This is a genomic window from Methylobacterium adhaesivum, assembly GCF_022179065.1.
GTDB lineage: Bacteria > Pseudomonadota > Alphaproteobacteria > Rhizobiales > Beijerinckiaceae > Methylobacterium > Methylobacterium adhaesivum.
Genome location: NZ_BPQD01000039.1, coordinates 92,628 through 118,330 on the forward strand (window position 1 = coordinate 92,628; position 25,703 = coordinate 118,330).

At 69.8% G+C, this 25,703-nt stretch carries 28 protein-coding genes; 10 read left to right on the forward strand and 18 right to left on the reverse strand.

What is annotated here, in order from left to right; translation table 11 throughout:
* The first annotated feature begins 299 nt into the window (after positions 1-299).
* The 3 genes from MFF01_RS19945 to MFF01_RS19955 all read left to right on the forward strand — a co-directional run bounded on the left by MFF01_RS19945 (position 300) and on the right by MFF01_RS19955 (position 4,385).
* Complete coding sequence (locus tag MFF01_RS19945; RefSeq protein ID WP_238228002.1) at positions 300-1,487, forward strand: glycosyltransferase; 1,188 nt, start codon at positions 300-302, stop codon at positions 1,485-1,487.
* Entirely contained in the window at positions 1,484-3,025 is a 1,542-nt protein-coding gene (locus tag MFF01_RS19950; RefSeq protein WP_238228003.1) for an undecaprenyl-phosphate glucose phosphotransferase, read from the forward strand. The genes MFF01_RS19945 and MFF01_RS19950 overlap by 4 nt, the downstream gene beginning before the upstream one ends.
* Before the next feature lie 64 nt (positions 3,026-3,089).
* On the forward strand, positions 3,090-4,385 hold the full coding sequence (locus tag MFF01_RS19955; protein WP_238228004.1) for a leucine-rich repeat-containing protein kinase family protein: 1,296 nt from the start codon (positions 3,090-3,092) through the stop codon (positions 4,383-4,385).
* A 61-nt stretch (positions 4,386-4,446) separates the two neighbouring features.
* Here MFF01_RS19955 and MFF01_RS19960 read toward each other — a convergent pair whose 3' ends face one another.
* The 9 genes from MFF01_RS19960 to pedA1 form a co-directional block, all read right to left on the reverse strand.
* On the reverse strand, positions 4,447-4,806 hold the full coding sequence (locus MFF01_RS19960) for a hypothetical protein (protein ID WP_238228005.1): 360 nt from the start codon (positions 4,804-4,806) through the stop codon (positions 4,447-4,449).
* A gap of 40 nt (positions 4,807-4,846) precedes the next feature.
* Positions 4,847-5,245: a lanmodulin LanM gene (lanM, locus tag MFF01_RS19965; RefSeq protein WP_238228006.1), complete on the reverse strand. Its 399-nt coding sequence runs from the start codon at positions 5,243-5,245 to the stop codon at positions 4,847-4,849.
* Positions 5,246-5,490: 245 nt separating this feature from the next.
* Complete coding sequence (locus tag MFF01_RS19970) at positions 5,491-6,111, reverse strand: hypothetical protein (protein ID WP_238228007.1); 621 nt, start codon at positions 6,109-6,111, stop codon at positions 5,491-5,493.
* On the reverse strand, positions 6,108-6,983 hold the full coding sequence (gene pedC, locus MFF01_RS19975) for a lanthanide ABC transporter permease protein PedC (protein ID WP_238228009.1): 876 nt from the start codon (positions 6,981-6,983) through the stop codon (positions 6,108-6,110). Before pedC ends, MFF01_RS19970 begins: the two co-directional genes overlap by 4 nt.
* Positions 6,980-7,738, reverse strand: coding sequence for a lanthanide ABC transporter ATP-binding protein PedB/LutE (gene pedB / locus MFF01_RS19980; protein ID WP_373319822.1), 759 nt, complete (start codon positions 7,736-7,738; stop codon positions 6,980-6,982). Before pedB ends, pedC begins: the two co-directional genes overlap by 4 nt.
* Entirely contained in the window at positions 7,735-7,977 is a 243-nt protein-coding gene (locus tag MFF01_RS19985; RefSeq protein ID WP_238228011.1) for a hypothetical protein, read from the reverse strand. Before MFF01_RS19985 ends, pedB begins: the two co-directional genes overlap by 4 nt.
* An 11-nt stretch (positions 7,978-7,988) precedes the next feature.
* Positions 7,989-8,423 (reverse strand): cupredoxin domain-containing protein, encoded by a 435-nt coding sequence (locus tag MFF01_RS19990; protein ID WP_373319823.1) that lies wholly within the window; start codon positions 8,421-8,423, stop codon positions 7,989-7,991.
* 82 nt (positions 8,424-8,505) lie between these two features.
* Positions 8,506-9,507: a YVTN family beta-propeller repeat protein gene (locus MFF01_RS19995; RefSeq protein ID WP_238228013.1), complete on the reverse strand. Its 1,002-nt coding sequence runs from the start codon at positions 9,505-9,507 to the stop codon at positions 8,506-8,508.
* Positions 9,508-9,658: 151 nt separating this feature from the next.
* Positions 9,659-10,900: a lanthanide ABC transporter ABC transporter substrate-binding protein PedA1 gene (gene pedA1 / locus MFF01_RS20000; RefSeq protein WP_238228015.1), complete on the reverse strand. Its 1,242-nt coding sequence runs from the start codon at positions 10,898-10,900 to the stop codon at positions 9,659-9,661.
* Positions 10,901-11,123: 223 nt separating this feature from the next.
* Between pedA1 and MFF01_RS20005 the strand changes: the two genes are divergently transcribed.
* From MFF01_RS20005 to MFF01_RS20035, 7 genes are all read left to right on the forward strand, one after another.
* Complete coding sequence (locus MFF01_RS20005) at positions 11,124-11,654, forward strand: DUF3280 domain-containing protein (protein ID WP_238228017.1); 531 nt, start codon at positions 11,124-11,126, stop codon at positions 11,652-11,654.
* Positions 11,655-11,777: 123 nt separating this feature from the next.
* Positions 11,778-12,503 (forward strand): (5-formylfuran-3-yl)methyl phosphate synthase, encoded by a 726-nt coding sequence (locus MFF01_RS20010; protein ID WP_238228118.1) that lies wholly within the window; start codon positions 11,778-11,780, stop codon positions 12,501-12,503.
* Positions 12,500-13,114: an amino acid kinase family protein gene (locus MFF01_RS20015; protein ID WP_238228019.1), complete on the forward strand. Its 615-nt coding sequence runs from the start codon at positions 12,500-12,502 to the stop codon at positions 13,112-13,114. Before MFF01_RS20010 ends, MFF01_RS20015 begins: the two co-directional genes overlap by 4 nt.
* Positions 13,111-14,664, forward strand: a complete 1,554-nt coding sequence (locus MFF01_RS20020) for a DUF6513 domain-containing protein (RefSeq protein WP_238228020.1) — start codon at positions 13,111-13,113, stop codon at positions 14,662-14,664. Before MFF01_RS20015 ends, MFF01_RS20020 begins: the two co-directional genes overlap by 4 nt.
* A 4-nt stretch (positions 14,665-14,668) precedes the next feature.
* On the forward strand, positions 14,669-15,265 hold the full coding sequence (locus tag MFF01_RS20025) for a DUF447 domain-containing protein (protein WP_238228022.1): 597 nt from the start codon (positions 14,669-14,671) through the stop codon (positions 15,263-15,265).
* A gap of 32 nt (positions 15,266-15,297) precedes the next feature.
* Positions 15,298-15,834, forward strand: coding sequence for an SRPBCC family protein (locus MFF01_RS20030; protein WP_238228025.1), 537 nt, complete (start codon positions 15,298-15,300; stop codon positions 15,832-15,834).
* Between the two features lie 5 nt (positions 15,835-15,839).
* A complete protein-coding gene (locus tag MFF01_RS20035; RefSeq protein WP_373319827.1) occupies positions 15,840-16,820 on the forward strand; it encodes a YncE family protein in 981 nt (326 codons plus the stop codon).
* Positions 16,821-16,898: 78 nt separating this feature from the next.
* Here MFF01_RS20035 and MFF01_RS20040 read toward each other — a convergent pair whose 3' ends face one another.
* The 9 genes from MFF01_RS20040 to MFF01_RS20080 all read right to left on the reverse strand — a co-directional run bounded on the left by MFF01_RS20040 (position 16,899) and on the right by MFF01_RS20080 (position 25,682).
* Positions 16,899-18,269 (reverse strand): murein hydrolase activator EnvC family protein, encoded by a 1,371-nt coding sequence (locus MFF01_RS20040; RefSeq protein ID WP_238228027.1) that lies wholly within the window; start codon positions 18,267-18,269, stop codon positions 16,899-16,901.
* 115 nt (positions 18,270-18,384) lie between these two features.
* On the reverse strand, positions 18,385-19,038 hold the full coding sequence (locus MFF01_RS20045) for a protein-L-isoaspartate O-methyltransferase family protein (protein WP_238228029.1): 654 nt from the start codon (positions 19,036-19,038) through the stop codon (positions 18,385-18,387).
* A 14-nt stretch (positions 19,039-19,052) separates the two neighbouring features.
* Positions 19,053-19,817 (reverse strand): 5'/3'-nucleotidase SurE, encoded by a 765-nt coding sequence (gene surE, locus MFF01_RS20050; protein ID WP_238228031.1) that lies wholly within the window; start codon positions 19,815-19,817, stop codon positions 19,053-19,055.
* On the reverse strand, positions 19,817-21,100 hold the full coding sequence (serS, locus tag MFF01_RS20055; protein ID WP_238228033.1) for a serine--tRNA ligase: 1,284 nt from the start codon (positions 21,098-21,100) through the stop codon (positions 19,817-19,819). Before serS ends, surE begins: the two co-directional genes overlap by 1 nt.
* An 80-nt stretch (positions 21,101-21,180) precedes the next feature.
* Entirely contained in the window at positions 21,181-21,981 is an 801-nt protein-coding gene (gene tatC / locus MFF01_RS20060) for a twin-arginine translocase subunit TatC (protein WP_238228034.1), read from the reverse strand.
* Entirely contained in the window at positions 21,978-22,448 is a 471-nt protein-coding gene (tatB, locus tag MFF01_RS20065) for a Sec-independent protein translocase protein TatB (RefSeq protein WP_238228036.1), read from the reverse strand. The genes tatC and tatB overlap by 4 nt, the downstream gene beginning before the upstream one ends.
* Positions 22,449-22,618: 170 nt before the next feature.
* Positions 22,619-22,870, reverse strand: coding sequence for a twin-arginine translocase TatA/TatE family subunit (locus MFF01_RS20070; RefSeq protein ID WP_238228038.1), 252 nt, complete (start codon positions 22,868-22,870; stop codon positions 22,619-22,621).
* Between the two features lie 209 nt (positions 22,871-23,079).
* A complete protein-coding gene (nagZ, locus tag MFF01_RS20075) occupies positions 23,080-24,087 on the reverse strand; it encodes a beta-N-acetylhexosaminidase (protein WP_238228040.1) in 1,008 nt (335 codons plus the stop codon).
* Between the two features lie 164 nt (positions 24,088-24,251).
* Positions 24,252-25,682: an SPOR domain-containing protein gene (locus MFF01_RS20080; RefSeq protein ID WP_238228042.1), complete on the reverse strand. Its 1,431-nt coding sequence runs from the start codon at positions 25,680-25,682 to the stop codon at positions 24,252-24,254.
* Positions 25,683-25,703: the final 21 nt, after the last annotated feature.

Sequence of the window (25,703 nt, forward strand, 5' to 3'; positions counted from 1 at the left end):
TGTCTTCGCGCGATCGAAGCGTGAAAACACATAAGTTCCGCGCGACGCTTCTCGCGATACCCGAGAGACAATCGCCGGAACGGCCCAGAAGCGGCAGCCTCAGGCCTTGCTAACCGCGATGCGAAGATGCGCGGCGCGCAGACGACACCTTTAACGCTCCGCATACTGCGCGGTGCCGATACTCCCCGCAACAGCACGTCGCCGACGGCGTCGTTTGCAAGCGGGAGTCAATCTTGAGCGCGTCCGCCGTTTCCGTTCGATCTCCCGCCGGCGCCGCGCCTCCGGATGCCCTCCCGACGGTGCATCGCATTCTCCACGTGTTCCGTGCGCCCGTCGGCGGTCTGTTCCGCCACGTCGTCGACCTGGCGCGGCTCCAGGCGGCGGCCGGGCATCAGGTCGGCATCGTCTGCGACGCGAGCACCGGCGGTGAACGCGCCGCCCAGGCGCTGGCGCAGCTCGCTCCCTGCCTCGCCCTCGGGGTTCTGCGGGTTCCGATGAACCGGAATCCCCACCCTTCGGATCTCGCCGCCCTGCGAGCGCTTATGGTGCAGGCTCGGACTGTGGGGGCCACCGTGCTGCATGGCCACGGCGCCAAGGGCGGCGTCTACGCTCGGACGGCAGTGATCGCGGGGACCTCTCCCATCCGGGCCTATACGCCCCACGGCGGCAGCTACAACTATAAGCCGGGCACCCTGCGACACCGTTTCTACATGGGGATCGAGCGGCTTCTGGCCCTGCGCACCGATGTGTTCTTGTTCGAGAGCGAATACGTCGCCGCCCGCCATCGTGCCTATGCGGGGACGGCCCGGCTCGCCCGCATCGTCCATAACGGGATCTGCGAGTCCGAATTTCAGCCGGTCCCGCTGGCGGACGCCCCCTACGATCTGCTCTATATCGGCGAGCTGCGCGACGCGAAGGGCGTGCCATACCTCCTCGAAGCTCTGGGGCGCCTGCGCCGGGAGGGCCGCAACCTGCGCCTGCTGATGGTGGGCTCCGGGCCCGATGCCGATCTCCTGGCCGCCCGGGTCCGGACCATGGGGCTCGCGGGAGCCGTGGCCTTCGAGCCGCCCCAACCCATCCGCTCGGTTCTCTCGCGCGCGCGGGTGATGGTGGTGCCGTCCCTGGCCGAATCGCTGCCCTACGTTGTGCTCGAAGCGGCCGCGGCCCAGCATCCCCTGGTTTCGACGAATGTCGGCGGCATCCCGGAGATCTTCGGGACTTTTGCGCCCCGTCTCGTGCCGCCGCGCGATGCGGGCGCCCTGAAGGACGGCATCGTTCGCGTGCTCGACGAGGCTCCCGAGGCCCGCGCGGCACTGTTCGCCGATCTCGGCGCCTCCGTGAAGGCCCGCTTCTCCATGCAGCGCATGGGCGCCGACGTCCTGTCGGGTTACGCCGCGGCGCTCCGGGACCGGCCCAGGGCGGGGGCCCATACCTCCGCCGTCACCGTTTCCACGATCTCGACCGAAGTCCGGAAGCCCGTCCAATGAGCGCCTTCGACGTTCGTGACCTTTTGGAAGCCGCCTCTCGACCTGCGCCCGCGTCCAATGGGCGGTCTGCACTCCCCCGGGACGCGATGGCTTCTCCGCCAGCCGAGGCCATCGCCCGGCCGACCTCGGCTTCAGCGTTCTCACCCGTCGTGCTGGCGGGGTGCGTGCGGCTGGCTGAACTCGCCCTCGTGAGCGTCACCGGGCTCATCGTGCACGGGCTCCAGCTCTCGGAGGTGGTGCCCTTCGGCCTGCCTTATGCCGCCGCCATCGTGGGCATCGCCACCGCCGCGGTGATCCTGTTCCAGGCCGCCGGGCTGTACCGCATGAGCGCCCTGCGCGGCTTCGTGAAACCGGCGCTGCGCCTCCTGGCGATGTGGACCCTCGCGTTCCTCATCGCGGCCACCGTGATGGTCTTCGCCAAGGTCGCCGATCACTACTCGCGGGTTTGGCTCGGCACCGTCTTCGTGGCGGGCCTCGGGCTTCTGCTGACGGGCCGCTTCGTGCTGTCGCGGATCATCGGCGCCCAGATGCGGGAGGGCCGCTTCGACCGGCGCACGGCCATCGTCGGCGGTGGCCCCATCGCCGAGGACCTCATCCGCGCCCTCGACGCCGAGACCGAGTCCGGCATCCGCATCGTCGGCGTGTTCGACGATCGCGGCGACCGGCGCTCCGACGCCGTCGTGGCCGGATACCCCAAGCTCGGCACCGTCGACGACCTCGTCGCCTACGCCCGCACCACCCGCCTCGACCTCATCGTCTTCACCATCCCCATCGCGGCCGAGGACCGCATCCTCCAGATGCTCGCCAAGCTCTGGGTGCTGCCCATCGACATCCGCCTCTCGGCCCAGGCCTCGAAGCTGCGCCTGCGCCCGCGCGCCTATTCCTATCTCGGCTCCGTGCCCGTGCTCGACGTGTTCGACCGGCCCATGGCCGATTGGGACATCATCGCAAAAAGCCTGTTCGATCGCCTCGTCGGCCTCGCCATGCTGCTGGCCTTGAGCCCCGTGATGCTCGCCGTGGCGGCCGCCGTCGCCCTGACCTCCCCCGGCCCGATCCTGTTCCGGCAGAAGCGCTACGGCTTCAACAACGAGCTCATCGAAGTCTATAAGTTCCGATCAATGTTCGTGGATCAGGGCGATGCCACCGCGTCGAAGCTCGTGACCCGGGGCGATCCGCGAGTGACGCCGGTGGGCCGCTTCATCCGCCGGACGTCCCTCGACGAACTGCCGCAGCTGTTCAACGTCATCAAGGGCGAGCTGTCCCTCGTCGGCCCCCGCCCACACGCGCTCCAGGCCAAGGCCGCCAACACCCTCTACGATCAGGTGGTGGACGGCTACTTCGCCCGCCACAAGGTCAAGCCCGGCATCACCGGCTGGGCGCAGGTCAACGGTTGGCGGGGCGAGACCGACACGAGCGACAAGATCCGCCGCCGCGTCGAGCACGACCTGCACTACATCGAGAATTGGTCCGTCCTGTTCGACATCCGGATCATGCTCGCGACCCCCCTATCCCTCATCCGCACCCAGAACGCCTATTGATCCCCAGGGCCGGATCGACGACGCCACCTTTGAGGCGGCCGATCCGGCCCTGGGATACGACGGCATGACGACGAACGCGGGCACGGCCCGGCAACTCGCGGCCCTGGGGCGTGGCAACCTCGCCGGCACCCGCGAACTGCGCCTCGCGGGTGGCCTGGCGGAATTCCCGCGCGATCTCTTCGGCCTCGCCGACAGCCTGGAGATCCTCGACCTCGGCGCCGGATCCCTCACGCACCTGCCGCAGGATCTCGGACGCCTGCGCAAGCTGCGGGTGCTGTTCTGCTCCGGCAACCCGTTCGACCGGCTGCCCCCCGCCCTCGGCGACTGCCCGCACCTGAGCCAGATCGGCTTTCGCGGCTGCGGCCTGACGGAGGTGCCGGGCGAGGCCCTGCCGCCGGCCCTGCGCTGGCTCACCCTGACGGACAACCGGATCGCGGCACTGCCGGACGCCCTCGGGCGGCGGCCACAGCTGCAGAAGCTCATGCTCTCGGGCAACCGGCTCACCGCCCTGCCCGCGAGCCTGGCGGAAGCAGGTCGCCTCGAACTGCTCAGGCTCTCGGCCAACGGGTTCGACGCCCTGCCCGCCTGGCTCGCGGCTCTGCCGGCCCTGGCTTGGCCGACCTGGGCGGGCAATCCGTCGGAGGGTCTTCGTCCTTCGCCGCGAGACCGGACGATCCCATGGTCCGACCTCGCCCTCGGCGAGCGCCTCGGGGAAGGCGCGTCGGGAGAGGTGTTCGCCGCCCTGTGGCGCGGGGACCGGTCGGAACAGGCCGTCGCCGTGAAACTGTTCAAGAACGCCATGACCAGCGACGGCCTGCCCGAACGCGAGATGGAAGCCTGCCTCGCGGCCGGCGCACACCCGAACCTCGTGGGCGGCCTCGGCCGCCTCGGCGACCACCCCGGCGGCACCCAGGGCCTCGTCATGCCGCTCCTGCCCGGCGATTGGCGGGTGTTGGCCGGGCCGCCGAGTTTGGAGAGCTGCAGCCGCGACGTCTACGCACCCGGCCTCAATCTCGACGCCGAGACGGTTCGCCGCATCGCCCGGACCATCGCCGCCGCCGCCGTCCACCTTCACGCGAGCGGCCTTCTGCACGGCGACCTCTACGCCCACAACATCCTGTGGGACGGCACCACGGGCGAAGCGACCTTGAGCGATTTCGGTGCGGCCTGCCGCTTGCCGCATGCCGCCGGAGCGGACCTCCAACGCCTCGAAGTGCGGGCCTGGGGGATCCTCCTCAGCGAATTGCTGGCCCGCTGCCTCGATCCCCTGCCGGACCTCGCTGCCCTGGCACGGGCCTGCACCCAGCCCGAGGTGGCGCGCCGCCCCCTCATGTCCGACGTCCTCGCCGCTCTCCCCTGAACGCGAACGAGGGCCGCCTCCGGGGGAGACGGCCCTCGTGGGCGGGAAACGACGGCTGCGCTTACGGCAGGGCGCCGGCCTTTTCCTTGGCCTGGGTCATGGTGTCCTCGCAGGCCTTGGTATTGCCGGCCTCGTCCTGGGCCCGCGCCTTCTTGATCAGGTCGCGCGCCTCGGCGACTCCCGCGGCGCTCGCCTTCGTCGAAGGGTCGCTCGGCTTGCCCGCCGGGGGCTTGTCGAGGGCCTTGGCCGAGTTCGAGGTCGTCGGACCGCCGGGCGGCTCCTTACCGGTGACCTGTTCCGCACCGACGCTGTCGAGGCGCCGCTCGATGGTGGCGATCTGTTCGGTACAGGAGGAGGCGAGCACAGGCCCGGTGGCACCGAGCATCACGAGGGCGGCCGACAGAACGATGCGAAGTCGCATGAACGGTTTTCCTTGGGGATTGGCCGCCCCGTGGGACGGCTTACTGCATCAACGTCGCAAGAGAAGCGCCGGCAGGCGACGCAAGTTCCTTCGCATCGATGGTGCCCTCGGCATCCGGGTCGGCGGCCTTGAAGCGCGCGGCGACGACGGCGAGGTATTCCTTCTTGTCGAGGGTGCCGTCACCGTCCGGGTCGGCGGCCTTCAGCTCGGCGGCGGTGAGGCGGCCGTTCAGCTCCTTGGCGTCCAGCGTACCGTCCTTGTCCGGGTCGAGCATGTCGAAATGCTTCGACGCGGCGGCCTGAGCCTCCTTGAGGTCGATGGTGCCGTCCTTGTCCGGATCGAACGCCGTGACGGTGGCGGGAGCGGCGAAGGCGGGAGCAGCGACGCCGAGGCCGAGGGTGGCGGCCAGGAGGATGGCGGCGGACAGACGGAAAGCCATGATATAATTCTCCTTGAGGTCAAGACGGAGAACGCAACCGTTCTCCGAGGCGGAGGGCGGACCACACTTCGGGAACACCTGAAGCCAGTCGCGCCGTCTCGCCCGATTGCCTAATCGGCCCGGGAGAATCTGGCAAGTACGTTTACGGACATTCCTATCACATGTGGAGCGACAATTTCCGGCGCCTGGAGGTGTGGCTCTGCGAACACGGACGTGCGCGCCCCAGGGAACGCGCCGCCCGGCTTTCAGAGACGGGCCTGGATCCGGCGGGCGATCTCGCCAAGACGTTGTTCGAGGAGCGTCGGAACCTCGCAGACATAGGTCAGGGACTGACTGCGCTCCTGGAAGATGCGCCGATCCCAGGCGAACTTCGTCTCGAGCTCGGAGGCTTCCTTAGGCATGTCGCGGGCATCCTGAGCGCTTGGTCCGTCCTTGGTGGCGCTGATCTTGTCGGCTTCGTCGCGGATGCGCTCGGCCATGCGGCGCTGGCCCTGGGCATAGCGCCCGATGCCGGCCACGACCTTGTTGCGCTCGCCATTGATCACCTCGAATACGCCGGCGAACACCCGCGTCAGGCGCTTGTCCTTCTCAGGCCCCGCGGCCTGCGCGAAGGCGTCGAGGAGCGGATCGACGTCGTCGAGCGGCGTGCGGCGCGAGGCGATCTTCTGGGCGAGCTGCGCCGCCTCGAAATCGTCTCCCCAGGCGCCGGCCTCGGCGAGGTCCGGCCCGGTCCAGACGGTGCCGGGGCTCAAGGTCGAGACCTTTCGCTGGACGCAGGGCCAGTCGGGATCGCCCTTGGGCTGGGCGAGGGCGGGGCTGGCCAGCAGGCCGAGGCCCAGAAGCGTAAGGCTACACAAGCGGATCATGCGGAATCTCCGGCCGGGCCGCCACGCCGGGCCATGATGCCCCGGCCGGGATCGTAGGCCACGACGGCGAGGGTGAAAAAGGCGAGGGTGGTGCCGACGACGACGGCGCAGGCGAGCGGCGCGAACTGCCCGTAGAGGGCGAAGCGCACGAGCTGCACCGCATGCGTGAAGGGGTTGGCCATGCAGATGAGGTAGAGCGTCTCGGACGATTCGCGGATGCGCCAGAGTGGGTAGAGGGCCGACGAGGCGAAGAACATCGGGAAGATCACGAAGTTCATCACGCTGGCGAAGTTCTCGAGCTGCTTGACCATGGACGACAGAAGAAGGCCGATGGAGCCGAGCATGAGGCCGGCGGCGATGAAGGCCGGCAGGGCTGCGACGTAGCCGATGGCCGGGATGTCGAGCTCCCAGAACCAAGCGATGGCCAGGAACGCGTAGGCCTGCACCACCGAGACCGTCACCCCGGCGATGAGCTTGGCGAGCAGCAGCAGCCAGCGCGGATAGGGGCTGGTGAGCAGCACCTTCATCGAGCCGACCTCGCGGTCGTAGACCATCGAGAGAGACGATTGCATGCCGTTGAACAGCTGGATCATCACGGCGAGGCCCGGCACCACGTAGACCTCGTAGAGCACGTAGGTCTGGTAGGGCGGCTCGATGGAGACGCCGAGGGTGTTGCGGAAGCCCGCCGCGAAGATGAACAGCCACACGAGGGGCCGCACCAGGGCGGAGAAGAACCGCTCCTTCTGATTGAAGAACCGCAGCAGCTCGCGCCGGACGATACCGCCGAGGCAGATGAGGTAGCCGACCGCATCGAGGCGCCCGAGATGCGCCACGGGCCTGTCGCCGGGGACGGGAGCGAGGGTGTTGCTCATGCGGCCTGCCTCGCGGGTTCGGCGACGAGGCGGCGGAAGGCGGCCTCCAGGGTTTCGGTGCCCTGCGCGATGGAGCCGGCGGTGCCGCGCGCCACGATGCGACCCCGGTGCAGGACCACCGCCGCGTCGCCCGCCTCGATCTCCTCGAAGATGTGAGTCGCCCACAGGACCGACAGCCCCTCCTCCCGCACCAGGGCGCGCACGATCGCGACGATGTCGGCCCGCGATTCGAGGTCGAGGCCGACCGTGGGCTCATCGAGGAGGAGCAGGCGCGGGCCATGGATCAGGGACCGGGCGATCTCGATCCGCCGGGACTGACCGCCCGACAGGGTGCGGACCTTGTCGTCGCGCCGATCCGCGAGGCCGACGCGGACGAGCAACGTCGCGATCCGCTCCTTGGCCGCCCGGCGGGTCATGCCGTGCAGACTCGCGTGATAGAGGAGGTTCTGCGCCACCGTCAGGTCGGTATCGAGGGTGCGGGCCTGGAACACCACCCCGAGGCGGGCCAGCGCCCGGCTCGGCTCCCGGTCGAGGGCATGGCCGAGGATCGAGACCCGGCCGTCCTGGTTCGCGTAGAGCCGGGTGATCACCGAGAACAGCGTCGTCTTGCCCGCTCCGTTGGGGCCGAGCAGGGCGGTGAACGCCCCGCGTGCCACGGTGAGGGACACGTCCGACAGGGCCGCCCGCGTGCCAAAGCGGTGGCTCACGTTGGCGACGTCGAGGGCGGCGCCCTCGCTCACGGGGGCGCGGCTCAAGGCTTCAACGCCCGGCGTGCATCGCCGACGGCATCGAGGCACTCATCGAACTCGCCCTCCCCCTGCTCGCGCTCGGCGACGCGAAGCGCCTTTTTGAGCTTTCCCAGAAGAGGTTCGGCCGGGGTCTTGTCGAGTTCCATCCGGATCATGCCGATCCCGTCCGCACAGGCGGCCTTGTCGTCGGCCAGCGCCGGACCGGCGATCAGCAACGCCGCGAGGGCGAGGGAGGGGACGCGCATCCGGGACCTGCCTACTTCACGATGAACTTGCCGGTCATGCCCTTGGCCTCGAGGCCATGGACCGACCAGGGATACTCGCCCGGCTTGATCGCCACGAACTCGATGGCGATCTCGCCCGGATCGTCGAATTCCAGATGGTCCGGTGGGCCGCTGCCGTGGATCTCGAGGTGCTGGATGACGATCTGGTTGAACCAGATGTTGCGGAAGAACTCGGTGGCGTAGAACTTGTACTCCTGCCGGCCCTTGGCGACGATGCGCAGGCGGTAGGCCTTGCCGGATTCGAGTTCGATCTCGCGGTTTTCGACCACGAAATCGTTGCCCTCCTCGTTACCGAGGACGAGGTCGGGCAGGTTCGACCGCTTCTTCGTGAGGTCGAGGGCCAGCGCCGGCCCGGCCATCGTCCAGGCGGCGAGCCCGAGGGCTGCCGCGCACATCGCTCGTTTCATCACGTCCGCCAATCCTTTCATTTGCCGTCCAGGAGCCTTCGGCACGCCGCCGCGCATCGGGCGGGCGATCCCCGCAAAAAGATCAGTTCGGCGAGACCGCCACGCCCCAGGGCAGCAGCCCCACGGGAATGCTCTTGACCACTTTCTCGGCCGCGACGTCGACCACCGAGATGTCGTTGGACGAGCCATTGGTGGAGAACAGCAGCTTCTGGTCCGGCGTGAAGGCGAGCTGCCAGACGCGCTGACCGACGGGCAGGTACTTCTCGACCGCGTAGGTCTTGGCATCGACGACGGCGATGCGGTTGGCGGGGCCCAGCGCCACGAACGCCTTCGTGCCGTCCTTGGTGATGCGGATGCCCACGGGCTGGATCGCCTCGTCGTTCACGCTCGGGATCTTGAACGTGATCTTCTTCACCACACGGCGCGCTGCGACATCGATGACGCTCACCGTGCCGCCGACTTCAGCCGACACCCAGAGGAACTTGCCGTCGGCCGTGAACTCGGCGAACCGGGGGCGGGCATCCACCAGCACGTTGTCGATCACCTGGAAGGTCGTGGTGTCGATGAAGTGGGCCATGTTGGTGGTCTCGGAGGTGTTGACGAGGACCTTCCCGTCCGGGGACAGGCCCATCCCCTCCGGCTCGACCCCGACGGGCACCTCGGCCATGACCTTGTTCTTCTCGACGTCGATGACCGTGACCTGGCTGTCGTCCTCGTTGGCGACGTAGAGCAGGTTGCCCTCGGGGCCGAGGATGAACTGCTCCGGGTCCGGCCCGGACCGGAGCGAGCGAACGACCTTGCCGGTGCTGGTATCGAGGACGTCGATCCGGTCGTCGTCGCTGGCGCAGACGAAGAGCTCCTTGCCGTCCTTGCTCGTGGTGACGCCGCGCGGGCGGCGACCGACCTTCCAGGTGCCGGTGACCGCCATGGTCTCGCTGTCGATGACGCTGACGGAATTGCCCTTCTCGTTGGTCACGTAGACCGTGTAGGCGCTTGCCGACCCGGTGCCGGCCAGGGTCGTGGCGGCGAGGAGCGCCCATGCCACGACCGATCCCGACGCGTTCGCCCTGAAGCCGCGGCTCATCCTGTGTCCTCCTCGGGCCCACCGCTGTCTCGCGCGCGGTTGGGTCTGGTGTCTTATTATAGTGCAGCCCCGTCTCACAGGGAGCGCCGGATCGCAAGCCGCGCAGTCACGCGTTGCCGCAGCCCCGGCGGGTCATGAAGCTCCCGGTCGATCAGGGAAATTTGCAGGTGGTCTCGGGCAGGTCGATCCCGAGGGTATCCAGCGGCGTGCGCTGGTGCGTGAAGCCCTGCTCGGGCGCGACCGAGACCATGGCTTTGGGCTGCACCACGATCACCGGCTGGCGCAGCTGGTGGTCCCATGGGCGGTAGGTCAGGGATACGCCCTTGTAGGCCGGCAGACTGAAGGCCGGATCGGCGAAATAGGGGGCGAGCACCGTGGGGTCGGCGGTCTTCTTCTGCGTCGCCGCCTCGCCGATGGAGCGCACGGCCGCCCAGGCCTGATAGTCGAGGGGCCGCATGAGGCGCCCGGCCTGACGCCGGAACCGGTTCTGCGCCTGGGCCGCGCCCCAGGTCTCCAGGGTCGGGTGCCAGGTGGTGGCGATGAGCCCTTGCGTACCGGCCACGGGACGCGGATCGACGGTGCGGAACGGAACGTAGTCACCCCAGTCGTTCGCCTCGTCGGCCACGATGGCGAGGTCGTAATCGACGCCCCGGGTGAACACCATCGCCTCGGACCGGGTCGGGGTGTCGCCCCGCGCCTTGGCCAGCGGCCCGAAGGTCCAGGGTTTTTCGGCCGTGATCTTGAGGTTGAACTTGCGCGCGGAGTTCTTGAACGCCTCGGCGTAGAGACGATCGTTGTCCTGCGGGCCGGTGATGAGGAACATCTTGCGCCAGCGCATCAGGGTGAAGAACTGCGCCAGGGCATCCGTCTGCATCGCCCGGCTGGGGATGACGTGGAACACGTTTTTCCGGCAATCGGCGCCCCGCAGGCGGTCGTCGGGGGCGGCGGCGTTGAAGACCGTGACGCCCTCCCCCTTCACCGCGTCGGCGACCGCCAGCACCTCGTCGGCGGGAAGCGCCAGGACGAGGAACTTGAGGCCCCGGCCCGCCAGTTCCCGGGCGGAATCGACGGCGCTCTTCGTCCCGTCGAGGGCGATCTCGTCGAGGGCATAGGTCTGCTTGGTGAAGCGGCCCGTCGTGTTGTTGTCCTTGATCGCCATGCGGGCGCCGGCGACCGCCTCGTCCTCGGGCGCCGCCTCGGCGTCGTAGGACGAAGGCGCGGGCTCGGGCCGATAGAGAAACCCGATGCGGGTCTCCGTCGCGGCCGGCACGGGCGCGGGCCCGGCTTCCTCCGCCGAGCGCGCCGGTTCCTGCGCGGCAGCCGGAGGGGACCACGGCCCGCACAGACCGAGGAGGAGAACGGGGATGAGGGGAAAGCGTGTGGAAGCGTGCATGCGGCCGGCACGCTAGCAACATTGCCCGTCCCGGCTCAATCGACGTTTGATAAGGATATCATAAGCATTCGCCACGAGCGCGCCCCCCTCGCGCTGGAAGCGCCCGGCGGGATGCGGCGCCATGCCGGGATCGCCACGCATTCCCCGGCGTTGCCTGCCGAGGAACCGGGCCTCATGGTGCCGAAAGGTCCGGGCCGGCGCCCGATCCGAGACGAGGGAGTTCATGACGTCACCGATCCCCTTCCCCCGTGCCGGACGCGTTTGCGCGAGTCTCGCCCTCCTCCTCGCCCTCGCGGCGCCCGCGCGGGCCGCGCCCGAAACGGCGGCGATCTTCGGGATCGAACTGTTCGATCCGGGCGTGGTCGGGGGCCGCAAGGCGCGGCCGGACGAGACCCGGCGCCTCGGCCTCGTCACCGACGAATTGCGCAAGGCGCTGGGCGAGGCCGTGGAGCCCGTCGACGTCGCCCCCCAGGCCGCCGAGATCGCCAAGCAGGCGCCCCTCTACAAGTGTGACGGCTGCGCGGCCGCCATCGCCAAGGCCCTCGGGGCGAACCTCGCCGTCAGCGGCTACGTCGAGAAGGGCTCCAACCAGATCTTCAACCTCACGGTCACCATCACGGAGGCCGCCACCGGCAAGGTCGTGCGCGGGGGCCGGGTGGTGATCCGCGCCGACACCGACGACACCTGGGCGCATGCCATGCGCTGGGTGGTGAAGAACCGCCTGCTGGCCGAGCCCCTGCCGAACCGCTCGTGACGGCGCCGGTTTTTTGGTAGGGCCACTTTGCGTTTGGGCCACGCGGGTCCACGTGATCAGCAGCGGGACGCCGTCGGGCGTCGATGCCCCATCCGAGTCCGAGCGAGTCCGAAAACTGTCGTGTTGACGCCCTCCCCCTTCGATCCTGCCTCCGGCGAAGCCGCTCCGCGCCTCCTCGTGAGCGTGCGCGATGCCGACGAGGCGCTGGCCGCCGCCCTCGCGGGCGCGGACCTCGTCGATGCCAAGGACCCGGAGCGCGGGGCGCTCGGCGCCCTCCCCGTTGAGATCGTGCGGGGTCTCGTGGCGCAGATCGGCGGCCGTGCCGTCACCAGCGCCGTAGCGGGAGAACCGGCGGATGGAACCGCTCTGGCCGCGTGCGTCGCCGCCATGGCGGCCACGGGCGTGGATTACGTGAAGGTCGCCGTGCAGGCCGGCTTCCCCGACGCGGCCTTGGCCGAGGCGGCGTCGGCGGCCCCCGGCCGGCTCATCGGCGTGCTGTTCGCCGAAGGCGCGCCGGACACCAACCTGATGCCGCGCCTGGCGTCGGCCGGGTTCATCGGCGCCATGATCGACACGGCGACGAAGGACGGGCGCCGCCTGCCCGACCTCCTGCCGGCCCCGGCGCTCGCGGCCTTCACCCGGGCCTGCCGCGAACACGGCCTCGTCTCGGGCCTCGCCGGCTCCCTCGCTCTCGCCGACATCGCGCCCCTCTCCGTCCTCGGGGCCCATTATCTCGGTTTCCGAGGCGGCCTGTGCCGCGACAGCGACCGCACGAACGGCCTCGATCCGGTCCGGGTCGCGCTGGCCGTCAAAACCCTTCGTGCCAGCGCCCGGCGGAACGCCGCATGATCGCAAACCTCACGGTGGTGAAGGTCGGCGGCAGCCTCGTGTCGGAGGCGGCTCGCCTGCGCGCCGTTCTGGCCGACCTCGCGGCGGGCGATGACGGCCCCTGCGTGGTGGTTCCGGGCGGCGGCCCCTTCGCCGACGCGGTGCGCGCCTCCCAGGCTACCCTCGGCTTCGACGACGCCCTCGCCCATCGCCTCGCCCTCGACGCCATGGGGCGCATGGCCGAGGTCTTCTGCGCCCTCGAACCGCGCCTGCGCATCGCCGCGTCCTGGGATGCGGGATCGGCGATCCTCGCCCAAGGGGGCATTCCGGTCTGGGACCCCGTCGACCTCAAACAGGGCCACCCCGGAATTCCCGAGACCTGGGCCGTGACCTCCGACAGCCTCGCCCTGTGGCTCGCCACGCAGTGGCGCGCGCGGCGCTGCCTCCTCGTCAAATCCATCGACCGCCCGGCCGGTGCCGGGCTGCCGGATCTCGCGCACCTCGGCCTCGTCGACGCGGCCTTTGCCGATTTCGCCGGGCGCTATCCCGGCACCATCGAGATCCGGGGCCCCGGCGCGGCCGGCACCAGTTTTGCCGGCACCGGCGCAGCAGGCACGAGGGCCGCCGCATGACCGCCCCCGAACACCTCGTCTTCATTACCGGCCGCATGGCCAAGGCACGCCTTGAGAAGGTCGCCGCCACCCTGCCGGCCGAGCGCTTCACCTGGAGCATCGCCGATGCCGGCGTGAAGGTCGCCGCCCTGATGACGGAGGAGATCATCCGGCGCCGGGTGACGATTCCCGAAGGCGCCACCCGCATCGTCCTGCCGGGCCGTTGCCGGGCGAACCCCGAGGCCCTGGCCCGGCATTTCGGCCTGCCGGTGGAGCGCGGCCCCGACGAGATCGTCGATCTGCCGGCCTATCTCGGCCTCGCGGGACGCACGGTGGACCTGTCGCGCCACGACCTCAGGATCTTCTCCGAGATCGTCGATGCCTCGAAGATGACTCCGGACCAGATCCTGGCGAAGGGCCTCGATCTCGCCCGGCGCGGCGCCGACGTCATCGACCTCGGCGGCCTGCCCGACACGGATTTCCCGCATCTCGAGGAGTGCGTGCGCCTCCTGAAGGGGGCGGGCCTGAAGGTCAGCGTCGATTCGTTCTCGCTGGATGAACTCACCCGTGGTGCCAAGGCGGGGGCCGACTACCTTCTCAGTCTCAACGAGGACACCCTCGACCTCGCCTTCGAGACCGACGCCGTGCCGGTCCTCGTGCCCGTGCGGCCCGACGACCTCGCCTCCCTCGACCGCGCCATCGAGCGGATGGAGAAGGCCGGCCGACCCTACATGGCCGACCCGATCCTGGAGCCGATCCATTTCGGCTTCGTCGAGTCCATCACCCGCTATCACGAGACGCGCCGGCGCTGGCCGGAGATCGAGATGATGATGGGCACCGGCAACCTCACGGAACTCACGGAGGCCGACAGCCTCGGGGTGACGGCTTTGCTCGTCGGGATGTGCTCGGAACTCGCCATCCGCAACGTCCTCATCGTTCAGGTCTCGAACCACACCCGCCGCACGGTGGAGGAGCACGACGCCGCCCGCCGGGTGATGTACGCCGCCAAGGCGGATTCGGCCCTCCCCAAGGGATACGGGCGCTCCCTCCTGGCGCTTCACGACAAGCGCCCCTATGTGCAGACCCCGGACGAGATCGCGGCCCAGGCGGCCGAGGTGAAGGACCCGAACTACCGCATCGCGGTCGCCGAGGACGGCATCCACGTGTTCAACCGTGACATCCATTCCGTCGGCACTGACGCCATGGCGTTCTTCCCCCGCCTCGATGTGGTTGAGGACGGCGCCCACGCCTTCTATCTCGGCGGCGAACTGACCAAGGCCGAGACCGCGTGGCGCCTCGGCAAGCGCTACGTGCAAGACGAAGCCCTGGTTTGGGGCGCGGCCGCCGATGCCGAGATCGAGGACACCACCGCGTTCAAGAAAGCCGGCCACACCAAGCATTCCGGGCCGAACGGGATGAGCCGCGACACCACGGCGCCGGACGCCGATGCGGGCCGGCCGGAGATCGTGGCGCCGGGCGAAGCCTCCGCCGCCGACACCGTCTCGGACACGCCCTCGGACGCGGGCGCCCGCATCGTCTGCGGCAAGCTCGTTCCGGCCGGGAAGGCGTGAGTCCGTGCCGCTGATCCTCGAGACCATCGTCACCACGACGTCGCCTGACGGCGAGCTGCACCTCGTGCCGTTCGGCCTGATTCAGGACGGGGCCGACTGGGTGCTGGCCCCGTTCCGGCCGTCGCCGACGATCCTGAACTTGGAAGCTAATCCGGTCTTCGCGGCGTCGAGCCCGAGCGACATCCGGGTCATCGCCGGCGCCGTCACGGGCCGGCGCGACTGGGCGACCCTGCCCTGTGACCGGATTCCCGGCCGGCGCCTCGCCGACAGCTTCGGCCACGCCGAATTCGAGGTGACGGACGTGGAACCGGACGCGACCCGCCCGCGCTATCGCGGACGCCTGGTCCATTCCGCCGCCCATATCCCGTTCTTCGGCTACAACCGGGCGCAGGCGGCGGTGCTGGAGGCAGCGATCCTCTCCACCCGCCTCCACATGCTGGACCCCGAAAAAATTCTGACCGAGATGCGCTACCACGCCATCGCGATCATCAAGACCGCCGGGCCCGCCGAGCGCGAGGCCTGGGACTGGATCGAGGACAAGGTCGCCGCCGCCCTGGGGCGCAGCGATCGCATCCTCGATGAGCCCACCGCAGCACCGTAGAATCGTGCGTTCCTGAGGAGACGAGAATTCCGATGAAGTTCCTGGCACTCACCACGGCGGCGGCCTTCGCCCTCGTCTCGTTCGGCGCTCAGGCGCACGGCCCCACCCGCAAGAAGGTCGAGGAGACCGTCGAGATCAACGCTGCGCCCGACAAGGTCTGGGCGGTGATCGGCAACTTCCAGGACATGAGCTGGCTTCCCCCCGTCGAGAAGACCGAGGGCAAGGGCGGCAACGAGGTCAAGGCCACCCGCACCCTGACGCTCAAGGGCGGCGCCACCGTCGACGAGGAGCTGTACAAGTACTCCGCCGAGAAGATGAGCTATTCGTACCGGATCACCAAGGTCGACGTGAAGACCCTGCCGGTGAACGATTACTCCTCGACCCTCAAGGTCGAGGATGCCGGCGGCGGCAAGTCCAAGGTCGTCTGGGACGGCGCGTTCTATCGCGGCTACATGAACAACGATCCGCCGCCCGAGCTGAACGACGAGGCGTCCCAGAAGGCCGTGCGCGGCCTCTACCGCACGGGCCTCGACGCCCTGAAGGCCAAGATCGAGAAGAGCGGTTCTTGAGCGACATCCGCTCTCGGAATGCATCACGGAAGGGCCGGCTTCGCGCCGGCCCTCTCCTCCTCGCCCTGGCGCTGACCGCCGCCCCTGCCCGCGCCGAAGACGCCCGCGCAGAAGTGGCCCTGATCACGGCCCAGGGCGCCAACACCCTGGCCATCGTCGACCTCGACGCCGGCGCCGTGGTGGGACAGGTCGCCATCGATGGTGCGCCGGCCGGCATCGCGCTCTCGCCCGACCGCAAGACCGCCTACGTCACCCGCCCCGAGGGGCCGGGCCTCGCCGTGGTGGATCTCGCCACCCGCACGGTCACCGCCACCCTCGCCCTGCCGGGCGGCCCCCTCGGCATCGCCGTGAACCCGAAGACCGGCCTCGTCTACGTGGCCGACTGGTACGGCAGCCGGGTGTTCGTGGTGCCCGCCGACGGCTCGCGTCTCGAGACCGAGTTCCAGGTCGGCGCCTCGCCGTCGGGCATCGCCGTGACGCCGGACGGTGCCACCATCCTGGTGGCCAATCGCGAGGGCGATTCGGTCTCGGTGGTCGACGCCGCCACCCTGGCCGTGACGCGCACGATTCCCGTGGGCCGGCATCCGTTCGGCATCACCCTCGATGCAGCCGGGGCGCGCGCCTACACCGCCAACGTCACGTCGAACGACGTTTCGGTCCTCGACATCGCCGCCGGCTCCGAGATCGGCCGGGTGACCACGGGCGAGCGGCCCTACGTGGTGGCGCTGGCAGGCGCCCGCGGCTTCGTTACCGACCAGTACGGGGGCACGGTGAGCGTGTTCAACCTCCAGACCCTCACGAGTGTCGCCACCGTCGAAGTCGGCGACCATCCCGAGGGGATCGCCGCGACCCGCGACGGAACCGCCCTCGTGGTGGCGAACTGGGGCTCAAACACCCTGAGCCTCCTCGACGCCACCACCCTCAAGGTGACGAAGGAGATTCCCGTCCCCGACGGTCCGCGCGCCTTCGGCGACTTCTTGCGGTGACGCCGATCCCCGAACGAAGAACGCCGGCTCCTCGTGGGAGCCGCCGTTCTTCGTTTCAGGGTCCTGGCGCCGGGTGCTTCAGTTGCTCGCGAGGTGCGGCATCGGATCGACGGGGGTCGCGCCCTTGCGGATCTCGAAGTGGAGCTGGGGCGAGGTCACGTTGCCCGAGGCACCGGACTTCGCGATGGTCTGGCCGCGCTTCACCTTCTCGCCGGGGCGCACGTCGAGTTCGCCGTTATGCGCATAGGCCGAGACGTAGCCGTTGGAATGGCGCACGAGGACGAGCTTGCCGTAGCCCTTCACGTCGGAGCCGGCATAGGCCACAGTGCCGTCCTCGGCCGCCTTCACCGCCGTGCCCTCGGGCACCGAGATGTTGATGCCCTCGTTGCCCGACGAGCCGTAGCCCGAGATCACCCGGCCCTTGGCCGGCCAGCGGAACGAAGTGTCGGGCGCCACCGAGCCGGTGCTGGCGGGTTCGGCCTTCGGCGCCTCCACGGCGGCGACCTTCACCGGCGCCTTGGCCGCCTCCTTGGCGGCTTCCTTCGCCGCAGCCTCGGCGGCCTTGGCCTCGGCGACCTGCTTCGCGGCAGCCTTGGCGGCTTCGAGCTTGGCCGTCTTGGCCTCGGCCTCGGCAGCCTTCTTCGCGGCATCCTTGGCCGCCTCGGCCTTCAGCTTGGCGGGATCCGCCTTCACCTCGGGCTTCGGTTCGGCCTTGGCCTCCTTGATCTCGATCTTGCGGACGGGCTTCTCGTCGCCCTTGGCGACCGCTTGGCCGGGACGCGGGTGCGCCTTCCGGGAATCGGCGAGCTTGGCGTCGGCTGCCGCCTTCGCGGCCTCGGCCTTGCGGGTCTCGACGAGCTTCTTCGCCTCGGCGAGCTTCCGGGCATCCGCGGCCTTGGCCTCGGCAGCCTTCTTCGCAGCGTCCTTACTGGCTTCGACGGCGCGGCGGGCTTCGGCGAGCTTCTCCGCTTCAGCTTCCTTGCGGGAAGCGAGCGCCGCGGCCTCGGCGGCCTTGCGCTCGGCGGCACGATCGACCTTGGGGGCCGGCGCGGCCGGCACGCTGCGCGTGGTCATGGCACGGCCCGCATCCGGGTTCATGCCCGACACCATACCGGAGACCGGTTCCGTGGACGCGACGCGGCTCACCGGAACGGGGGTCGCTGGCGGCGCGGCGGCCATGGGGCGGGGCGACATCGCCACTCCGGGCGCGCCCAGCGCCTGGGATTGGATCCGGCTCGTCCGCACCACCGGAGCCGGCGTGAGCTCCCCGCCAGAAATGCTTCCCGTGGCGGTCGGCTCGGTCGCCATGTTGGAAGCGAACGGATTGCCGAACGGGTCGCCGAGGCGCGACGCATCCGACGAACAAGCGGCCGCGCCGCCTCCGATCACTCCGATGAGCGCGAAGCGCGACAGCGTCTTCAACCCTCGACCAGTCCCGCGAACCCGCATCGACGCACCTGTCTGACCTGACGCAACTTGATGACGTCATTCAAACGGGATTCAGGTTAAACAACCGTTCCGGTTTACTACGTTGGCAGCGTTCGGGAACAATCCGATCGTCCCGTTATAGGACGCGGGCACACCCCGGCGTCAGCGGCCCCAGGCGCAGACGCTCACCGAGCCGCTCTTCGACGATCCCGTTCGCATCCCGGGTCACGACCACCCGGTGTGTCGCCTCCTGTGTCCCCAGGGCTCCGACGAGGCGGCCGCCCGGCGCGAGAACGCCGGCGAGGTGCGGCGGCAGGGCGGCCAGGGCTCCGTTGAGGAGAATGCGGTCGAATCGCCCCTCGGGCAGACAGGCCGGGTCGAGGCCGTCGCCGACGGCGAGGGTCGCCCGCGCGCGATCCTCGGGCAGGAGCACGGTCCGGGCATCCTCCGCCAGGAGCGCGTAACGCTCGATGCTGTGGACGTGGGCCGCCCCCAGGCGCAGCAGCAGGGTGGTGACGTAGCCTGAGCCCGTGCCGATCTCGAGGAGGCGCATGCCGGGCCGCGTCCCGAGGGCCGTCAGCATGGCGGCGATGGCGCTCGGCGCCGTCATGGTCTGCCCGCAGGGAAGCGGCAGGGCAAGGTCGCGCCGGGCGAGGTCGCGGTAGGGGCCGGGGGCGAAGCGCTCACGCGGCACCCGCTCCAGGGCCCGGAGGGTGTCGGTGTCGCGGACCCCCCGCCCCCGCAGGGTCATGACGAAGGCCGCCGCCTCGATGGAGCCGTCCATCGTCATGGCGCGCGCGGGCCTCAGCCGGAAAAGCCCTGCGCGAATCGCGTCAGGCTCGGCTCGTCCGTGAGGTCGAGGCGCAGGGGGGTCACCGAGATGCGCTTCTCGGCGATAGCCTTGAGATCGGTGCCGTTCCCCGGCTGGAACGTCGCCTTGGCGAAGGCGAGCCAGAAATACGGGTTGCCGCGCCCATCCTGGCGCGCGTCGATGGCGAGAAGCGCCTGGTTGCGGAATCCCTGCGCCGTCACGGCGGTGCCCAGAACTTCGTGCGGCTCGCAATCGGGAAAGTTGACGTTGACGACGATGCCGGGCTCGATCCCGATCTCCAGGATCTTGCGGACGACCCCCGGGCCGTGCTCGGCGGCACAAGTCCACTTGATGGCGCCGCGCCCCCCGGCGCCGTAGGCCTGGCTCAGGGCGATGGAGCGCACGTTGAGGATCGTGCCCTCCATGGCGGCCGCGATGGTGCCCGAATAGGTCACGTCCTCGGCGACGTTCTGGCCGCGGTTGACTCCCGACAGGACGAGGTCCGGCCCGTGGTCCTTGAGGATGTGGCGCACCCCCATGATCACGCAATCGGACGGGGTGCCCTTCACAGCGTAGCGTTTTTCCGAGATCTCGCGTAGGCGCAGGGGGTCGTTCAGGGACAGCGAGTGCGACACGCCCGACTGGTCGGTCTCGGGCGCCACCACCCAGACGTCGTCGGAGATGGCGCGGGCAATCCCCTCCAGGGTCTCGAGCCCCGGCGCGTGAATGCCGTCGTCGTTGGTGACGAGAATGCGCATCAGACTGTGTGTCCCTCGATCCGGTCGATCCCGCCCATATAGGCCTTCAGGGCCGAGGGCACCGTGACGCTGCCGTCGGGATTCTGGTAATTTTCCATCACGGCGATGAGTGCGCGGCCGACCGCCACGCCCGACCCGTTGAGGGTATGGACGAAGTTCACCGCCTTGCCGTCCTTGCCCCGGAAGCGGGCGTTCATGCGGCGGGCCTGGAAATCGCCGCAGACGGAGCAGGACGAGATCTCCCGGAATGTCTCCTGGCCGGGCATCCAGACCTCGATGTCGTAGGTCTTCCGGCTCGCGAAGCCCATGTCACCGGTACACAGGGTCATGATCCGGTACGGCAGGTCGAGCTTCTTCAGCACGGCCTCCGCCGAGCCCAGCATCCGCTCGTGCTCGTCCGCCGACTGCTCCGGCGTGGTGATGGAGACGAGCTCGACCTTGTTGAACTGGTGCTGGCGCAGCATGCCGCGCGTGTCCCGGCCCGCCGAGCCGGCCTCGGCCCGAAAGCAGGCCGTGAGGGCCGTGAAGCGCAAGGGAAGCTCCTCCTCGCGCAGGATCGATTCGCGCACGAGGTTGGTCAGGGGCACCTCTGCCGTGGGAATGAGCCAATGCTCGCGCACGGCGAACTGGTCGTCCCGGAACTTCGGCAGCTGTGCCGTGCCGAACATCGCCTCGTCGCGCACCATCAGGGGGGGCGCCACCTCGGTATAACCGTGCTCGCCCGTATGGAGGTCGAGCATGAACTGGCCGAGCGCCCGCTCCAGCCGGGCGAGCTGGCCCTTCAGCACCACGAAGCGGGCGCCGGACATCCGTGCGGCCGCCTCGAAATCCATCAGTCCGGAGGCTTCGCCGATCTCGAAATGCTGCTTGCCGGTCGCGAGCTGCGGACGCTTGGCCTCGAACCGACGGTACTCGACGTTGCCGTGCTCGTCGGCGCCCTCGGGCACCTCGGAGCCGGGGCAATTCGGGATCGCCGCGAGCTTTTCGTCGAGGACACGCCCGGCCTCGGCCTGCGCCGCTTCCAGCCCCGGTGCCTCGTCCTTCAGGCGGGCGACCTCGGCCATGAGTTCGGACGCGCGGGCCTCGTCCTTGGCCTTCTTCGCGCTGCCGATCTCCTTGGCCAGCGCATTGCGCCGCTCCTGATTCGCCTGAGCCGCCGAGGTCGCGCCCTTGCGGGCATCGTCGAGGGCGATCAGTTCGGCCGCCAGCGCGGCCAGTCCGCGCCGACGCAGGGCGTCGTCGAAGGCGTCCGGGTTCTCGCGGATGGCGCGGATGTCGTGCATGGGGGCGCTCGGGGCAGGCTTCTGAACAGACGACGAGGCTTTGCAGCATCGCCACCGGCCCGACAAGGGCAGCGCCCCTCCTACGGGTCCAGCCCCTCGGCCTTGCGCCGTGCCGCGCGGATGCGCTCGACGCGGCTCACGGAGAAGATCGAGGCCTCGTAGAGGAGGATCATCGGGATCGCGAGGGAGAGCTGCGAGATGACGTCCGGCGGGGTGAGAACGGCGGCGACCACGAAGACGAGGACGATGGCGTAGCGGCGCTTCTCGCGCAGGAACGCCGCGTCGATGACGCCGATCTGACCCAGCAGCGTCAGGATCACGGGCAGCTGGAATGCGATCCCGAAGGCGAAGATCAGCGTCATGATGAGCGAGAGATACTCGTCCACCTTGGGCAGGAGGGCGATGGTCGCCTCCCCCGGCTGCCCGATCTGCTGCAGCGAGACCGAGAACTGGATCAGCAGCGGCATCGCCAGGAAGAACACCACCAGGGCGCCGAGGATGAAGAACACCGGCGTCGCCACGAGGTAGGGGAGGAAGGCTTGGCGCTCGTTGCGATAGAGGCCCGGCGCCACGAAGGCGTAGATCTGGGTGGCGATGACCGGAAACGCGAGGAAGCCGGCGCCGAACACACTGAGCTTGATGTTGGTGAACACCTGCTCGAGGAAGTGCGTGGCGATGAGCTTGGCGTTCTCGGCCCCCACGACGGAGACGTAGGGCCAGACGAGGATGTTGTAGATGTGCCGCGAGACGAAGAAGCACGCGAAGAACATCACCACGAAGGCGGCGAGCGACTTGATGAGCCGCGACCGCAATTCGATGAGATGGTCGAGGAGCGGAGCCCGCGACGCCTCGATATCGGCGTCATCCGTCGCGTTGGTCATCGGGCGGGATCGTGCTGCGGTTTGGCCGAAGCCGGAGAATCCGGCGTCGCGGCGGGCAACGGGGAAGCGAGGGAATCGGCGTCCGGGGCCGGCTCGGCCGGGGGCACCGGGTCCTTCTCGGCGAGTTGGGCGGCGACGTTCGCGAGCGGCTGGGTCGGGGACGGGGTGGTCCGGGTGTGGCCGTCCACTGCGCCCTTGATCTCGTCGCGGATGGTCTGGACCGGGTTGAACACCGGCCCCATGGTCCCGGCGGATTTGCGGACGCCGTCGACCTCGCGGCGGATCTCGTCGAACTCCGCCTCGCGGACCGCTTCATTGAACTGCGCCTGGAACTCGCCGGCCATGCGGCGCATCTTCGACGTGATCTGCCCGACCGTGCGCAGGGCCTTGGGCAGATCCTTCGGACCGATGACGATGAGGGCGACGCCGCCGATCAGCATCACCTCTCCCCAACTCATGTCAAACATAGGCTGATTGTCCCGCGGTCGCGCAATGCCCGTGGCAGCGGGTGCCTATCGCAGGTCGGGCGCGGATGCGCCAGACCCAGGCCCGGCCCCAAGCACCGAGTGCCCAAGCCCTCGGCGCCGGTGAACCGACGAGGCCCGGCGCCGCGAACTCCACGCCGCCCTCCCGATGCCTAGATGACCTTGCGATCGGCCGCGACGGTGTTGGCCGTGGCCGCCTCGTTCTGGTGAGGCAGGGTCCGCACGGGCTCGCCGGAGCTCGGGGGCGGCACGGCCGTGGGCGCTTCGTCCTCGGCCATGCCCTTCTTGAATGCCTTGATGCCCTTGGCGACGTCGCCCATCAGGTCGGAGATCTTGCCCCGCCCGAACAGCAGCATCACGATGCCGGCGACGATGATCCAGTGCCAGATACTCATGCTGCCCATGGCAACCTCCCGAGCCGTGGGAGCCTACGCCCGCACGGCACCCGCATGTGTCTAATTGCAGGGAACCTAAGGATCGCACTGCGGCAACACAAGAACCGCGTGGGTTTCGAGGCTCCTTCGCGCGTGGAGGAACCCGTTTTCGCCAGAGGCGGACGGCCGGCCGGTGCGACGATCGGTGGCGCGCAGGGCGCTCGTCGCGGGACGCCGGATCAGGCGGCGAGGGACAGGGCGGCCTCGAACCGGGCGCGGGCCTCGCTCACATCGAAGGCCGGGGCCGCGACGGCGAGACGCGCGAGGGCCTCCTGCGCCCGGCGCAGGGCCGGGCCGGCGAGCCCCGGGGCGCCCTCGACGACGCCCCGCATCTCCGTGAGGTCGCCGTTGCAGTGCAGGCCGACATCGATCCCGGCCGCGAACGCCGCCTCGGTGCGTGCACGAAAGCTACCCTGGAGCGCGTGCATGGACAGGTCGTCGGTCATCAGTAGCCCGTCGAAACCGATGAAACCGCGAACAACTCGCTCGATGACGATGGCCGACTGGGTCGCCGGATGGTCGGGATCGAGGGCGGTGAAGACCACGTGGGCGCTCATGGCGAGGGGCAAGTCGGCAAGCGCTCGGAACGGTGCGAAATCCTGTGCCGTCAGGGTCGCGAAATCGGCCTCCACCACGGGCAGTCCCTTGTGGCTGTCGCATCCCGCGCGGCCGTGACCGGGAATGTGCTTCATCACCGGCAGCACGCCGCCCTGCATCAGTCCACGCGCGACGGCGCGGCCGATCTCGGCGACACGCTCGGGCGTGGTGCCGTAGGCGCGGTCGCCGATCACGTCGTGGGCGCCAGCCACGGGCACGTCGAGCACGGGCGCGCAATCGACGTTGATGCCGACGCTGGCCAGATCGTGCGCCATGAGCCGGGCGCCGAGTTCGGCCATGGCGACGGCCGATCCGTCGAGGCGGCCGATGCGCCCGCCGGCCGGGTAGGCCGGCCAGTGCGGCGGCCCCATGCGCTGCACCCGCCCCCCCTCCTGATCGATGAGGATCGGCGCGTCGGCGCGGCCCACGGTGTCGCGCAGGGCCTGCGTCAGCGCCCGAACCTCGTCGGGCGTGCCGATGTTGCGCTTGAACAGGATGAAGCCCCACGGCGCCACGTCGCGGAAGAATGCGTTCTCCTCCGCCGAGAGAGTCTTGCCGGCGCAACCGAGGATGAGGGCACGGGTGGTCATGGGGCTGCGTCCTTGGGGACTTTGGTGGCGCTGGCCCGGATGCCGGCGCGATGAACGGAGGGTGGATCGACGCCCCTCGGAGCCGGAGGGCGATCACGCCCTCCGGACTGGCCCGCCCGACGGGTGACGACCGGGATCTTCGCGAGACTCTCCGGGTGAGCGCCTCAGTTCTTCGCCACGAAGCACTGACCGCCGGCCGCCTGGAGCTGGGTGCACAGGCTCGTCGCCTCGCCCTTGCCGAGGGGTCCGACGCGGACGCGGTAGAGCGCCTTGCCGTTCACCTCGGCCTGCCGGATCAGAGCCGGTTTGCCGGCCAGGAGGGCATATTTGCCCTGCATTTGGGTGAAGGCGGCCTGGGCCTCGCTGGCGCTGCCCCGCACGCCGAGCTGGACCGAGAAGGAGCCGGCGGCGGGGGCCGGGGATTCCACCACCGTCGCGGGCGGCGGAGCCACGGCGGCGGTGGTCTCGGGCGCGACGGCGGCGACGCGCTGGGGCGCCTTGGTGCGGGGAGCGGGGGCGGGAACCACTGCCGTGGGCGCCGGCGCCTCGGCCACGGGCGTCGCCGTGGGAGTGGAGATGGGCGCGCTCACCCGCGTGCCGCGCGGGCGAAGGGAAGCGGGGGCCGTCGTGCCCTCGGCGGATGTCCCCGGCAGGGTCATGGTCGGGATCACGGAAGCCGGCGGGGCCTCGGCGACCTCGGGCTGCGGCGGCGGCACCGGCGTATCCGGCTTGACCGAGACGGTCCGGACCCGGCGCGGTTCACCCAGCGATTCCGTCAGGGTGCCGGTCTGCGGCGCCCCGGTATTGCCGGTGGCGCTGCCGGGGGTGGCGCCGCCTTCGCCCGTTCCTTGGGCCGAGCGGGCGGCCTGCGCCACGTCGAGGGGCTGCTCCTCGCGGTTGACGATGCGGATCTGCCCGTCCTTGGCGGTGCGGTCGTAGATCTGCTTGTTCTGATCGGGAATCTCGACGCCGTCGGCCTTCTGCGGGGCGACCTTCAGGGGCGCGGTATCCGCCATGATGGTGGGAACGCCACCGGCATGTCCGCCGCCCGAATGCAGGCCGCGCCAGGCGAGGCCGCCGGTGATGCAGACGGCGACCACGCCGAGGCCGGCCCCGACGGAGACGAGGCGGCTGCGCTGGCGCGGGCGTGCGGTGGCCGTGCGGTCGCCGGAGGCGAACGCATCCTGCTCGGCCTGGGGCGGCCCGTCGGTGCCCTGGCTCGGATAGGGGTCCTGCTCCACGGAGGCGAGGTATTGGTCGAAGGCGTCCGTCGGCGAGGACGCGGCGGGCGCCCGGTAAGCCGGGGCCGGCTGCGCCGGGGCCGGGGCCGGGGCCTGGGCGAAGCTCGGCTCGACGCGCCGGCCCGGAGCCGGCTCGGACCGCGCGTCGCGAGCCGCGAGAATGGCCCGGAACGGATCGTCCTGACCGATGATGCGGGCGAGTTCCGACAGGGGATCGGACTTGGTCTGCGCCTGCGGTTCCGGGGTGGGCGTTCCGTGAGGCTCCGCCCCCTGAGGGTGCGGCATCCGGGGCTGCTGCAGATCACGCGCAAAGGCGTCGAAATCGACCGGCGCTCGCGAAGCGTTCGTCGTCATGGCAGCATTCCCCTTTACGCC